General features: G+C 65.0%; 11 protein-coding genes and 1 pseudogene. 4 read left to right on the top strand and 8 right to left on the bottom strand.

What is annotated here, in order from left to right; all coding sequences use genetic code 11:
- Window positions 1-40: 40 nt before the first annotated feature.
- Window positions 41-513: pseudogene (locus CWS35_RS01110) on the bottom strand (Hsp20 family protein).
- A 221-nt stretch (window positions 514-734) separates the two neighbouring features.
- Between CWS35_RS01110 and CWS35_RS01105 the strand changes: the two are divergent.
- Complete coding sequence (locus CWS35_RS01105) at window positions 735-1,682, top strand: alpha/beta fold hydrolase (protein ID WP_024584811.1); 948 nt, start codon at window positions 735-737, stop codon at window positions 1,680-1,682.
- A gap of 69 nt (window positions 1,683-1,751) precedes the next feature.
- Here the strand turns inward: CWS35_RS01105 and CWS35_RS01100 are convergent, their stop codons facing one another.
- Window positions 1,752-2,411, bottom strand: coding sequence for a hypothetical protein (locus CWS35_RS01100; protein WP_100950301.1), 660 nt, complete (start codon window positions 2,409-2,411; stop codon window positions 1,752-1,754).
- A 60-nt stretch (window positions 2,412-2,471) separates the two neighbouring features.
- On the bottom strand, window positions 2,472-4,271 hold the full coding sequence (locus CWS35_RS01095; protein WP_024584813.1) for an adenylate/guanylate cyclase domain-containing protein: 1,800 nt from the start codon (window positions 4,269-4,271) through the stop codon (window positions 2,472-2,474).
- A 238-nt stretch (window positions 4,272-4,509) separates the two neighbouring features.
- Between CWS35_RS01095 and CWS35_RS01090 the strand changes: the two genes are divergently transcribed.
- Window positions 4,510-5,145 (top strand): LysE family translocator, encoded by a 636-nt coding sequence (locus CWS35_RS01090; RefSeq protein ID WP_100950299.1) that lies wholly within the window; start codon window positions 4,510-4,512, stop codon window positions 5,143-5,145.
- A 48-nt stretch (window positions 5,146-5,193) separates the two neighbouring features.
- On the opposite strand, the gene CWS35_RS01085 is transcribed toward CWS35_RS01090, so the two are convergent.
- Genes CWS35_RS01085 through CWS35_RS01070 form a run of 4 tightly spaced genes read right to left on the bottom strand, consistent with a single transcriptional unit; the run spans window position 5,194 to window position 9,702 of the window.
- The gene (locus CWS35_RS01085) at window positions 5,194-6,471 is read right to left on the bottom strand and encodes an MFS transporter (protein WP_100950297.1); all 1,278 of its coding nucleotides are present in this window, start codon (window positions 6,469-6,471) and stop codon (window positions 5,194-5,196) included.
- Window positions 6,472-6,518: 47 nt separating this feature from the next.
- Window positions 6,519-7,718, bottom strand: a complete 1,200-nt coding sequence (locus CWS35_RS01080; protein WP_100950295.1) for a CaiB/BaiF CoA-transferase family protein — start codon at window positions 7,716-7,718, stop codon at window positions 6,519-6,521.
- Window positions 7,715-8,905, bottom strand: coding sequence for an extracellular solute-binding protein (locus CWS35_RS01075; protein WP_100950293.1), 1,191 nt, complete (start codon window positions 8,903-8,905; stop codon window positions 7,715-7,717). The genes CWS35_RS01080 and CWS35_RS01075 overlap by 4 nt, the downstream gene beginning before the upstream one ends.
- 5 nt (window positions 8,906-8,910) lie before the next feature.
- On the bottom strand, window positions 8,911-9,702 hold the full coding sequence (locus tag CWS35_RS01070) for an enoyl-CoA hydratase/isomerase family protein (protein WP_100950291.1): 792 nt from the start codon (window positions 9,700-9,702) through the stop codon (window positions 8,911-8,913).
- Window positions 9,703-9,787: 85 nt separating this feature from the next.
- Between CWS35_RS01070 and CWS35_RS01065 the strand changes: the two genes are divergently transcribed.
- Complete coding sequence (locus CWS35_RS01065) at window positions 9,788-10,765, top strand: IclR family transcriptional regulator (RefSeq protein ID WP_168226243.1); 978 nt, start codon at window positions 9,788-9,790, stop codon at window positions 10,763-10,765.
- On the opposite strand, the gene CWS35_RS01060 is transcribed toward CWS35_RS01065, so the two are convergent.
- Window positions 10,749-11,501 (bottom strand): sulfite exporter TauE/SafE family protein, encoded by a 753-nt coding sequence (locus CWS35_RS01060; protein ID WP_100950287.1) that lies wholly within the window; start codon window positions 11,499-11,501, stop codon window positions 10,749-10,751. The genes CWS35_RS01065 and CWS35_RS01060 overlap by 17 nt on opposite strands.
- Before the next feature lie 92 nt (window positions 11,502-11,593).
- Between CWS35_RS01060 and CWS35_RS01055 the strand changes: the two genes are divergently transcribed.
- Entirely contained in the window at window positions 11,594-12,487 is an 894-nt protein-coding gene (locus tag CWS35_RS01055; RefSeq protein WP_024584816.1) for a LysR family transcriptional regulator, read from the top strand.
- Window positions 12,488-12,490: the final 3 nt, after the last annotated feature.

Raw genomic sequence — 12,490 nt, 5'->3', positions numbered from 1 at the left:
TTCGCGATCAGCCAATATCTGCTGACGCGGGGGGCATTGCTCAGGCAGCGACCTTCGCCGAGCCGTCGACGACCTGCGGGGCCTTCTCACCGCCGCCGATCGGAATGCTGCGGGGCTTCTTGGCCTCGGGAATCTCGCGGACGAGATCGACATGGAGCAGGCCGTTCTCAAGCGAGGCGTTCTTCACCTGCACGAAGTCGGCAAGCTGGAAGACACGCTCGAAGGCGCGCGAGGCGATGCCGCGGTAGAGCACTTCCGAGCCGTTGCCGGAGTTCTCGTTGGCGGACTTCTCGCCCTTGATCGTCAGCGTGTTCTCTTTCGCGACGATCGAAAGCTCGGCTTGCGAGAAGCCGGAGACCGCGACGCTGATCCGGTAAGCATTCTCGCCGGTGCGCTCGATGTTGTAGGGGGATAGCCGGGGCTGCCGTCCGAGGTCACCTGATCGAGCAGGTTGAAGAGGCGGTCGAAGCCGACGGTGGAACGATAAAACGGAGTGAGGTCGTAGCTACGCATAGGGTAGTCCTCCAATGAGCGACTGTTTCAGTTACCCGCCCGCCAATCGGGCCGGGCTTAGATGTGTGCAGCCTGATGTTCCGGTTCCGAAACACTGGTAGCGGCCTGCACTGTGGTGATATGGGAGGGGTCACGTCGCGTTCAAGAGGCGGAAACCGCGTCGCTTTTTTCGGCGCCGGCGTTCTTGATCCTCACCCTGTCCCAGCACTCCGGTCTCCTTCATGACGCTCGTCTCGATTCCCGCCAACCCGGTTCCGGACGACGTTGTCAGTGGCACCATCAAGACCCCGGACGGAGCCGAGCTGCGCTTCGCGCGCTGGGCGCCGCCGCCCGGCCGCAAGGGCACGGTCTGCGTGTTCGGCGGTCGTGGCGAGATGATCGAGAAGTACTTCGAGACGGTGCGCGACCTGCGCGACCGCGGCTTCGCGGTGGCGACGATCGACTGGCGCGGGCAGGGCCATTCGTCGCGGCGGCTGCGCGATCCGCGCAAGGGCTATGTGCGCAACTTCGCCGACTACGAGGTCGACGTCGAGACCTTCGTCCAGCAGGTGGTGCTGCCGGATTGTCCGCCGCCCTATTTCGCGCTGGCGCATTCGATGGGCGGCGCGGTGATGCTGCGCCTCGCGCATGCCGGCAAGCGCTGGTTCGATCGCATGGTGCTGTCGGCGCCGATGATCGACCTGCCGCGCCGCCGTGTGTCGTTCTTCCCGACCGCGCTGCTGCGGATCATGCGCCTGACCGGTCAGGGCAGCAATTACGTGCCCGGCGGCGGCAGCGAACTGGTCGGCCTCGCGCCCTTCATCGGCAATCCCGTGACCAGCGATCCGGTGCGCCACGCCCGTAACGCCGCGATCCTGGAAGAAGACCCGACGCTCGGCATCGCCGCGCCGACGATCGCCTGGGCCGACACCGCATTCACCGCGATGCGCACCTTTCGCGGCATGTCGTACCCGTCCGAGATCCGCCAGCCGATCCTGATGCTGGCGGCGAGCAATGACGAGGTGGTGTCGACCGCGGCGATCGAGGAGTTCGCCTATCATCTGCGCGCCGGCTCGCATCTCGTGATCGCCGGCTCCAAGCACGAGATCCTCCAGGAGCAGGATCGCTACCGCGCGCAGTTCTGGGCGGCGTTCGATGCCTTCGTGCCGGGCACGCCGCTGTTCAAGTGAGGCATAGCGTTTTCAAGCGAAGTCGATACCGGTTCGCGTGAAGAAAACGCGTCAAAAAAGAATCCAGTCTCAGCCGTTGAGCAGCGCGACGATGCGGTCGGGGAAGCGCTTCTCGACGAACAGGGTCCTGACCTCTGCGACGCTGAGATAGCGGTCCTTGCCTTCGCCCTTGCCCATGATGTCGAGCAGCACCGGCCACTCGCCGAGCATCAACAGCGGATAGTAGCAGTGCAGAATGGCATAGGACGGTGGTTGCTCGTCCTTGGCGCGCTGGAAGTTCGCCGCCATGAAGGTCTTGATCTCGGCGGCCGACAGCCCGCGTTCGACGCTGCCGTCGGGAGACGTGTAGTCCCGGCCGAAGGTCGCGAGCCGCGCGATCTCGTCTTCGTGCACCACAGCGTGTTGATCGAGGATGCGTGAGCCGGCGCCGTGCTTGTCGAGCGGACCGTTGCGCAGCTCGTCGAGGATCGCGCCCTGCAACAGGCTGCGGACCTGGCTGAACGGACCGATGCCGTTCGCCATCTGCGCGACCATGAAGATTTTCGCGCCGGCGCTGAGCGCTGGAAGGCCGGTCTTGCCGGTGGCACGGTCGATGGTTTCGGTCAGCTTCGGCAGTGGCACGAAATGGCCACCGACATAGCCGCCGGCGACCAGCGCGCGCAGGAACGGGCAGGGATTGTCAGGGGAGACCTGCGCGGCAGGCGCCTCGTGAGCAGGCGTATCGGACATCAAACCACATCCTGAAAAACATCAGCTTAAAAGGCATCCAATAACAGTGGATGAATTCGCTCAGGAGTCGACGGCGAATTTCGACGCAGATGCAACCAGGGCGAGTTTGCCGAAGGGGACGCCGGCTTTCAAGAGGCCATCGCGGTAAAGCGCGATATCGGCCGGGTTCTTCCAGTGGAAATTGCGCAGGTGACGCTCGACCGTCAGCCCCGGATGGTTGTCGAGCAGCGACTGCACGGCCTGCGCGGCCTCGTCGGCGCGTCCCAACTGGGCGAGCGCCGCGGCGCGCACCGCAAGGCCCTGAAGGTGGTTCGGGTTGAGGTAGAGCGTCTCGCGCGACCACGACAGCGATGCGTCGTATTGTCCGAGCAAATAATGGCTGAATGCGTTCAGGGCGCCCCATTGATAGCGGGGATCGCTGTTGTCGCGCTGCACCGCCATCGAGAACAGCTCGACCGCCCTGCGGTGGTCGCCGATCACCATGTGGCAGATCCCGAGCACACCGCGCGCGCCCATGTCGTACGGGTTGAGTTCGATCGCGCGCTTGATGGCGTCCATCGCGGCTTCGTAGTGTCCTTGCATCGCGTGCAGATAGGCCAGCAGCGAAAAAGCAAAGGACGAGCGCGGGTCGAGCCGCACGCTGCTTTCGGCGAGGCCGACCGAGGACACCCACAATTCGCGCGTGCTCGGGATCCAGCCGAACTGGGAGCCCTGAATCTGGATGGTGGCAAGATAGGCGCGTGCGATCGACAGCGCGGGATCGAGTTCGATCGCCTCCTTGAACAGCGCGATCGCGATTTCGAAATCACCCTTGGTCTGGTGATAATAGTGCGACAGGCCCTTCAGGAAGCGGTCCCACGCGGTCAGCTCGGAGTTGGGCGAGCGCGCCGGCGCCGAAGCCTCGGCGCGATAGATCTCCTGGGCGACGGCGGCGGAGAGATTGGAGGTGATCTCGTCCTGCATCGCGAACAGGTCGCCCATGTCGCGGTCATAGCGGCCGGTCCACAGCTGCTCGCCGCGCTCCGGCGCGATCAATTCGGCGGTGACGCGAATCTTGTTGCCGGCGCGGCGCACCGAGCCCTGGATCAAATAGGTCGCGTCGATCTCGCGCGCGATAAGGCGGGTCGAGACGTTCTTGCCCTTGTAGGCGAAGGTCGAGTTGCGGCTCAGCACGCGATAAAAGGATTGCAGCGACAGCGCGTGGATCAAATCCTCGGTCAGGCCGTCCGAGAAATACTCGTCGGCGCCGCCGCTCAGATTGTCGAACGGCAGCACGCCGACGATGGCGGTACGGTATTGCCCCGGCAGATGCGGTCCATCCTCCGGCGCCAGCTCCTGGGCATCAGCTCCGGCCGGTGCCCAGGTCCAGACGCTGACCGGTTCGGTGATGTTCTTGAAGCGGTGTGGCCCGGCATCGGTCAGCGTGACGGCGAGCCGGCGTCCCGCTTCGGTGCGGGCCTTGTCCGACACCGCGATACCGCCTGGCGCGGCGACCGTCTCGAGGCGGACCGCGATGTTGACGTCGTCGCCGAAGACCTCGTCTTCGTCAGCCATGACGTCGCCCATGTGGACGCCCATCCGGAAGTGCATGGCGCGGTCGGCCGGCAGATGTTCGTTGCGCTCGGCCATCAGGGTCTGCATGGCGACCGCAGCCTCGATCGCGCCGATGATGCTCGGAAATTCCAGCAGGAAACCGTCGCCGGTGTTTTTGACGATTCGGCCGCCATGGTTGAGGATGAACGGGTAGATCGCGCTGCGATGCGCCTTGAACGAGGCATGCGTCCCCGCCTCGTCGACACCCATCATGCGGGAATAGCCGGCGATATCAGCGCAGAGAATTGCAGCGAGCCGTCTTTCCATGTCCCCTTGTCCTGGAATGGCCACTCAGCCGATGTGACCGAATCCGATACTTACAAGACAGGCTGGGTCCGGCGGAAGCCCGGTTTGCAGGCACCTATAATGCATAGTAGCAGGAATTGGCATGCGACCAACGGATCGTATAGTCCATTTCTCTACTGAATTCGTGTGTCGCTGGGATGGCGCAGCCTAGCTGAGCATCCTTTCTGGGCGGTTACTTACATAGGTTAATCTCGCTGCCATGCTGGGAATTCACGAACTCTGGCTCTTCGTCCTGTCCGGCCTGCTGCTCAACATCACGCCGGGCCCGGATACCGCCTATATCCTCGGGCGCACCATCCAGCTCGGGTGGCGCGGCGGCGCGGCGGCGGCGATCGGCATCAGCTGCGGTTGCCTGGTCCACGTGCTGGGTGCGGCGATCGGGCTCTCGGCGCTGCTGATGGCGTCGTCGACCGCCTTCCTGGTGGTCAAGCTGATCGGCGCGGCCTATCTGGTGCTGACCGGCCTCCAGATGCTGCTGTCGCGCGCCAAGCTGATCGTCGAGCTTGCCGGGCCGGGCGTCGAAACCTCGATCTCGCGGGTGTTCTGGCAGGGGGCGCTGACCAATGTCCTCAATCCTAAGGTGGCGCTGTTCTTCCTGGCCTTCCTGCCGCAATTCGTGGCGGCGGACTCTCCACACAAGACGCTCGCCTTCCTGACGCTCGGGCTGATCTTCATCACCGGCGGCACGCTGTGGTGCCTTGGGCTGGCGGCCTTCGCGGCAAGGGCCGCCGGTCGCATCCGGCAATCGGCGGGCGTGGTCGCCTGGATCAACCGCTCGCTCGGCGCACTGTTCATCTATCTCGGCATTCGCGTCGCCATGCTGGAGGCGCGTTAGGAGGAGTTCGTCCTCGATACCCAGGGTGCCGAGGACGAACGGACGGACTCAGTGTCGGCTCGCCTGGGCAAACGCGGCGGACCGAGACGAAGGTCCGCGCACCAGCAAGGCGACGAGCAGCGCACCCACGGTCGCGAGCCCACCGGCCAGAACGAACGCGCTTGCGAAGCTTCCGGTTTTCTCGACCAGCACGCCGGTGACAATAGGCGCGACGATTCCCGCCGTGTTGGCGATCAGGTGGACGAAGCCGGCGACTCCGCCGACCCGGCCGGACTCGACGAGCCCCAGGATGATCGCCCAATAGGTCGAGCCGCTGAGATACATGAAGAACACCGCGATCGCGATCAGCGCGATCACGGCCTCGAGGCTGGTTGCGATGCCGGCGAGCGCCACGGCCACCGCCGCGACGAGCAGACAGACGACCATGACGAGCTTCCGCGCCGCGACCTGGTCGCCAAGCCGGCGGCCAAGCGCGTCGCAGACGAAGCCGCCCGAGGCGAGGCCGACAAAGCCGAGCGCCCATGGAATGACGCTGACGATCGCCATCTTCTGGATGCTGAGATGCAGGGCCATCGTCAGATAGCTCGGGAACCAGGACAGGAAGAAGTAGAGGATGTAGGCGTAGCCGAAGAATGCGAGCGCGGTGGCGAGGATCGCGGGCTGTCGCAGGTAGTGCATGAGCGGAAGCTCCGCCTGTGCCGTCTCGGTAGCCTGGCCCCGCCGGATCTCGGCGCGTTCGTCCTCGCTGACCCGGCCGTGCTGTGCAGGATTGTCGGTGGAGCTGAGCGCCCAGAACAGCACCCATAGCAGTCCGATCGCGGCGATCGCGATGAACGAAATTCGCCATCCATAGGACAGCGCGATGAAGCCGACGATCGGCCCGGCGATGGCGCCGCCCAGCGGCGTACCGGAATTGGCGATCCCGATCGCGCTCGCCTGTTCCGACTTCGGGAACCAGTTGCCGATGAATTTCGCCATCGTGGTGTTGAAGGGACCTTCGCCCATGCCAAAGATCACCCGCAGAACCACCAGCGCGGCGACGCTGGTCGCTGTCGCCGTCAGGCCGCAGAACACCGACCACAACGTCATCGCGACGATGATCACCAGGCGCGGTCCGTAACGGTCGGCGGCATAACCGCCGACGAAGCAGAACAGGGCGTAGCCGAAGAAGAAGCTGCTGAAGACCACGCCGAGCTGCGCCGGATCGAGCCCCAATTCCTGCGTGATCAATGGGGCCGCGACAGACAGCGCGGCCCGATCGAGATAGTTGATGATGCCTGCAATGAACAGCAGCGCGACGAGCTGCCAACGCACCTTGTGAAACATGTGCCCTCCCCAGAGCTATTTTTGTGACTGGTTTGTTTGGTCTGATGTCAGGCTTGAGCGACCGCGCCGCGCCCGAGCATCGCGTCGATCTCGTCTGTCGAGAAACCGTACTGGATCAGCACCTCGCGCGAGTGCTCGCCGACAAGCGGGGCATGACGCTCGATCGTTGCCGGCGTTTCGCTCATGGCGACCGCCGGTCCGACGACTTTGACGCGGCCCGCGGTCGGATGGTCATAGTGAGTGATCGCGCCGAGATGCTCGACCTGGGGATCGGCGGTGGCCTGGAGATGGCTCTTGACCTCGCCGCACCAGATGTCGACCGCGAGCATGGCGCGCATCAGATCCGCGGTCGTCCAGAGCCTGGTGCGTGCCGCGAGCTTCTCCCAGATCTCGTCGCGCTTCTCGAACAGCAGCTTCGGATCGTCATAGACGAGCAGCGTCTCGTCGCCGAGCACGCCGACCAGCTTGCGGAACGGGCTCATCGCGATCGTGACCCAGCCATCCGATGTCGGGTAGACGCCGAACGGGGCGTCCATTCCCGGGTGCCCGATGCCGGACTTCGGCCGCGTGAAGTCGGTGTTGAAGTTCATGGCCGTCAGCAATTCCTGGCCCTGATGGGCCAGCATCGCCGACATCAGATTGACCTTCACTTCCTGGCCCTTGCCGGATCGCTCGCGCCACAGCAGGGCGGTGAGGATGCCGTAGACCATGTTCATGGCGCCGACCTGGTCGGAGAAGCCCGACCCGACCGGAACCGGTGGGCCGTCGCCCCGGCCGGTCGCAGCGGCGATGCCGGTGAGGCCTTGCAACAGCATGTCCTGGCCGGGCCGGTCGACATAGGGGCCGCTCTCGCCATAGCCCGAACCGGAGCAGTAGATGATCCGCGGGTTGACGCGCTTGAAGTCCTCGTAGCCGAAGCCGAGCTTGGCCAGTACGCCGGGACGGAAGTTCTGGACCACGACGTCCGCGGTCTCGGCCATCTTGTAGAGGATCGTCTTCGCCTCCGGCGATTTGAGATCGAGCGCCAGCGATCGCTTGTTACGATTCCACGCCAGGAAGTTCGGGCTCTCCTTGCCTCCGACCCAGCGGTTGTTGAATGTCAACGTCCGGAACAGATCGCCCTGACCGGGGCGTTCGACCTTGATGACGTTGGCGCCCATGTCGGCGAGCAGCTGGGTCGCGAACGGTCCCTGCAACAGATGGCTGAGATCAATGATGGTGATGTGATCGAGCGCCTTGTCAGTCAAATCGTCCTCCCGTTATTGGCTTGTTGATGCCGTGCCGCGCGCCAGATCCGTCGCAGATCCTCGATCACGCGCGCATGCGGGGTGCGTTCCGACAGCGCGCTGCGCAGGATGTCCGCCGCGCTGTTCTGGAACGCGATGTAGCCGTCGAAACGCGGGCGCACGAACGCTTCCTCGGTCGTCGCGAAGGTCGATGCGTAGAACTGTCCGCTGTTGCGGTTGACCGCGGCATCGGACCAGGCTTCGCGGTGCGAAGGCTGTCCGCCATGCAGCGGAATGAACCCGCGCTGCATTTCGGCGGACATCAACCAGGCCAGATGCTGGAGCAGCGCGCGATCAGGCCGGGCCCGCCGCGTGATCGCAATGCCGGTCCCTCCGAGCACGCTGCCGCGCCGTCCGGATTCTCCCGCCGGCGCGTCCGCGAATGCGATCGGGTGACGGTTCGGCAAGGGCCGGGTGTAGTTCACATAGCCATAGACCAGCGGGATGAGAGCGAGATCGTCGCGCGCCGACATCGCCTCCAGCAGGCCGATCGGATTGAGATGCAACGTCCAATCCGGGCTGCGACGGTATAATTCCTCGAGCAGCGCGAGCGCGGCGCCGAATGTGGTATCGGACAGGAACAGATCGCCGTTGACGGGTTCTTCACCCGTCGCCACCGCGATCGACATCAAGCACAGGAAGATGTGTGGTCCGGCGACCGACAGCGCCACTGGTTTCCTTCTCGATAGTTCTACGACCTCCGGCCAGCTCCGCGGCACGGCTCCGCCGAGGAGGTCGCGGCGCAGCGCCATGACCTGGGTGGCGACATCGAGCGGAATCGCCCAGTGCTGTCCCTGCCAGGCGTAGCTCGCCATCGCGGGCCCGATACTGTGCTTCGACCAAGCGGCGATCTGCTCGCTGGAGAAGACGGCTTCGAGCGGCAGCAGGCAATCCAGTGCAACCGCCTCGCCGATATGCGGATGATCGAGCACGAGCAGATCGTAGCGCGAGGCCAACTCGCCGATCGGGTGCGACTCGAATCCTTCGAGCGGTTGCCGTTCCCACAGCAGCGTCGTGGCCCGGACATTGAGAAGTTTCGCGGCCGCATCCAGCGCCTGATAGCCGCGCGGATGATCCCAGGTGAGGCCGAGATGCGGTCGTTGGCCCTCCGGGCTTGTGGCCGCGGGAGACAGCACTTCGCTGGACATCGCGGCTACTTTCCCGAGAAGCGTGGTTCGCGCTTGGAGAGGAAGGCGTCGATGCCTTCCTGCCCGTCATCGGTGGCGTAGAGGCGAAGCAGCACTTCCTGTTCGAAGCCCTGGGCGACGGGCAGGGGCGCATCGAAGCCCTGCCGCATCAGCCGCTTCATTTCGGCCTGCGCCAATGGCGCGACCTTCAGCATCGCCTGCGCGCGCGTCCTGACCTGTCCGTCGAGCTCGGCGCCCTCGCAGCACACGGCCGCCAGACCGAGGTGGTAGGCGCGCTCACCGCTCAACCGCCAGCCGGCGAGCATGACGTCGGATGCTGTCTGGCGTCCGACGGCGCGCGTCAGGCGTTGCGTGCCGCCGCCGCCCGGGCTTAGTCCAAGCCGGCCTTCCGGCAGGCCGAACTGCGCGTCCCGGCTGCACAACAGCAAATCGCAGCACAGCGCGAGCTCAAAGCCTCCGCCGAGTGCGTAACCGCGCACGCTGGCGATGGTCGGCTTCGGCAGGGCTTCGAGCTTGTCGAAGATGCGCCGGCTCTCGAACTGGTAGGCGGCAAATTCAGCGCGGCGGCCGCCGCGATACTCCTCGATGTCGGCGCCGGCCACGAAAGCGCGGCCTCCGGCGCCCTCGAGGATGACGACGCGAACCCGGGTATCCGCGGCGATGTCGTCGAGATGGCTTTCGAACAGCCGCAACATCGGCAGCGAGAGCGCGTTCAGCTTGTCCGGACGATTGAAGCAGAGCCGCACGACGCCCGGCAGCATCTCCTCGCGGAGAATCAGATCTTCACTTCCGCCCATCGCAGCCTCCTGGATCGGATAATTTTTATTAGTAAAATCACATTGCATATGTAAAAACTGGATGTCAACGGGGAGGTCGGCGCTGTTGCGGCCCCCTGCGACGAATGGACAGCCGAATGGCCATCGGGCATGCAAAGCACACGCGGAGCGCGCTGGACGGCGTGGGAGACATCGTTTGACGAAGACAGCGGACGAGCAGGAGCCGGCCAAGGACGCCGGTACCTATCGAGCGCCTGCTGCGGAAAAGGCTCTGGACATCCTGGAGTACATGGCCGTCACGCCGGAGCCGCAGAAGCAGAGCCAGATCGCGGCTGGTGTAGGCCGCTCGATCCAGGAGGTCTATCGGATCATCCAACTGCTGGAGCGCCGCGGCTATCTGCAGCGCGATCCGGCGAGTGACCTCTATGTCGCGTCGCTGAAGCTGTTCACGCTCGCGCATTCGACGCAGCAAATCCGTGGACTGAGCGATGCGGCGATCGGGCCGATGCGTGAACTCGTCAATGCGATCAACCAAAGCTGCCACGTGGCGGTCCTGACCGGCGCCGAGGTGGCGATCGTCTGTCAGGTCAATTCACCGCTGGCGATGCGCTACTCGGTTTCGCCTGGCGCGCGGTTTCCGGCGCACGAGACCAGTTCGGGGCTGGTGCTGCTTGCAGGGCTGCCGCCGGAACGCCGTCGCAGCGTGCTCGAGACTGTCGCGGGCATGCTTGGCCCTGGCGAAGACATGGCAACGGTCAATTCATACATCGAATCGATCCTGCGCCAGGCTTGCGATATCCGGCCGTCGCTGGTGGTCGCCGGCGTCACCAATATCTCGCTGCCGATCCGGGATTTTCACGGCGAGACGATTGCGGCGCTGACGGTGCCGTTCCTTCCCATGAAGGACATGACCGCCTCGCTGGAGACCGCCATTGAGGTTGCTGCCGGTGCGGCGGAGCAGATCTCACGGCAACTCGGCTATCGCGGCGAAGGTCTTTCGTTGCAGATGTCCGAAATCGGTGCCGGAAGCACCTACCGGCGCGGTTCATCAGCCAAGGCGCGCGAGCCTAGCCGTGGATCTTGAGCAGCGCGCTGCCGGCGAGGTAGATGCCGAGCAGGATCATCGAGATCAGGAACCAGCGGCGGAACACATCCGGCTGCATCCGTGTGCGGACGGCCTGGCCGATGAACATGCCGGTGAATGACGCCACCATCGCCACCGCGCCGGGCAGTGCGGTGGCTGCCGTCAGCAGTCCCGATGCTGTCAGGTTGAAGGCGAGGGCCAGGGTCGCGGTGGTGAAGAAGACGCCGAGCGCCTGGACGAGTTCGTCCTTGTCCATGCCGATCGCCTGCATGAACGGCATCGACGGAATGACCTGCACGCCGGTCGCGGCCGAGATCATCCCGGTGATGACGCCGACGATGCCGCCGACCCATTTCTCGTGGCGCCGCGCGACCTTGAAGTTGAACCGGCTGAGGCCGACGACCGCGTAGATCACCAGCAGGACGCCGAGCACCACGGTGCCGTAAGCGGCGTAAGGCCCGGTCAGCAGCCCGGCATTGAGCCAGATCCCGGCCACCGTGCCGAGCATCAGCGGCCACAGCCGTTTGATGATGTCGCGCAGATAGGGGCCGACGAAGGTCTGCCAGATGTTGGTGACGATCGCCGGCACGATCACGATCGCGATCGCCTGCCCCGGCGCCATCGTGGTTGCCAACAGCCCCATCGCGACCGTCGGCAGACCGAGGCCGAGCGTACCCTTGACGAAGCCGGCGAGCAGGAAGGCGAAAGCGATGAAGATCAGGAGATGGTCGACCATGGCGGGACATTGACCGATCGACGCGATCAGCACAATCTGGAGGTTACGGAGTTAGCCTTCGCGTGGCCCGAAGGCCGGGGGCGGAAAAAATCATGCGGTTCGACCTGATCGACTTGCAATTGTTCATCGCGGTTGCCGATGCGCGCAGTATCACGCAGGGCGCGGCGCGCGCAAATCTTGCGCTGGCGTCGGCCAGCGAGCGTATCAAGGGTCTCGAAGAAGCGCTCGGCGTCGCACTGCTCAAGCGCGGCCGTCGCGGCGTCGAGTTGACGGCGGCCGGCGAAAGCCTGCTCGGCCACGCCCGCATCGTGATCCACAATGTCGAAGCCTTGCAGAGCGATCTCGCCGCTTATGCCAGCGGGGTCCGCGCCAATGTGCTGCTGCTCGCCAACACCTCGGGCCTGTCGGAGCACCTGCCGCGGGCGCTCGCGGCGTTCCTGCACGAGCATCCCGATATCAGCGTCGATGTCGAGGAGCGCGAGAGCACCGACATCGCGACCGCGATCGCGAGCGGCGCGGCCGATCTCGGCTTCGCCGCGGAGCACGCGCTGCCCGACAGCGTCGAGCGCTTCCTGTTCAGCGAGGACCGTTTGATGCTGGTGGCGCCGCGGCGCAGTGATCTCGGCAACCGACGCCAGATCGACTTCCAGGAGGTGGTCGGCCGCGATTTCGTCGGCCTCACCGCGACCTCGGCGCTGCAAGTCCATATTTCCCGCCACGCGGCAAAGCTCGGTGCGCGGCTGCGCTTCCGCGCCCGCCTGCGTGGCTTCGACGCGATCTGCCAGATGGTCGCCGCCGATGTCGGCATTGCCGTGATCCCGGAAACCGCGGCCCGGCGCTGCGCGGCGGCGATGCCGATCACGACGATACGGATCCGCGACGCCTGGGCCAATCGCCGGCTGACGATCTGCGCCCGCAGTTTCAAGGCGCTGCCGCGCGCCGCCAAGCAGCTTGTGGAATATCTGCGCGCCGAGGCGCAGCGCTGACGG

Origin of the sequence: Bradyrhizobium sp. SK17 (assembly GCF_002831585.1) — a bacterium.
GTDB lineage: Bacteria > Pseudomonadota > Alphaproteobacteria > Rhizobiales > Xanthobacteraceae > Bradyrhizobium.
This window is presented reverse-complemented; position numbering and strand designations above follow the sequence as displayed.

Bases quoted from the DNA above. Each gene is read 5' to 3' on its own strand.
- CWS35_RS01055 (WP_024584816.1), top strand. From the start codon at position 11,594: ATGCGGTTCGACCTGATCGACTTGCAATTGTTCATCGCGGTTGCCGAT.
- CWS35_RS01100 (WP_100950301.1), bottom strand. From the start codon at position 2,411: ATGTCCGATACGCCTGCTCACGAGGCGCCTGCCGCGCAGGTCTCCCCT.
- CWS35_RS01075 (WP_100950293.1), bottom strand. From the start codon at position 8,905: ATGTCCAGCGAAGTGCTGTCTCCCGCGGCCACAAGCCCGGAGGGCCAA.
- CWS35_RS01060 (WP_100950287.1), bottom strand. From the start codon at position 11,501: ATGGTCGACCATCTCCTGATCTTCATCGCTTTCGCCTTCCTGCTCGCC.
- CWS35_RS01070 (WP_100950291.1), bottom strand. From the start codon at position 9,702: ATGGGCGGAAGTGAAGATCTGATTCTCCGCGAGGAGATGCTGCCGGGC.
- CWS35_RS01095 (WP_024584813.1), bottom strand. From the start codon at position 4,271: ATGGAAAGACGGCTCGCTGCAATTCTCTGCGCTGATATCGCCGGCTAT.
- CWS35_RS01085 (WP_100950297.1), bottom strand. From the start codon at position 6,471: ATGTTTCACAAGGTGCGTTGGCAGCTCGTCGCGCTGCTGTTCATTGCA.
- CWS35_RS01090 (WP_100950299.1), top strand. From the start codon at position 4,510: ATGCTGGGAATTCACGAACTCTGGCTCTTCGTCCTGTCCGGCCTGCTG.
- CWS35_RS01105 (WP_024584811.1), top strand. From the start codon at position 735: ATGACGCTCGTCTCGATTCCCGCCAACCCGGTTCCGGACGACGTTGTC.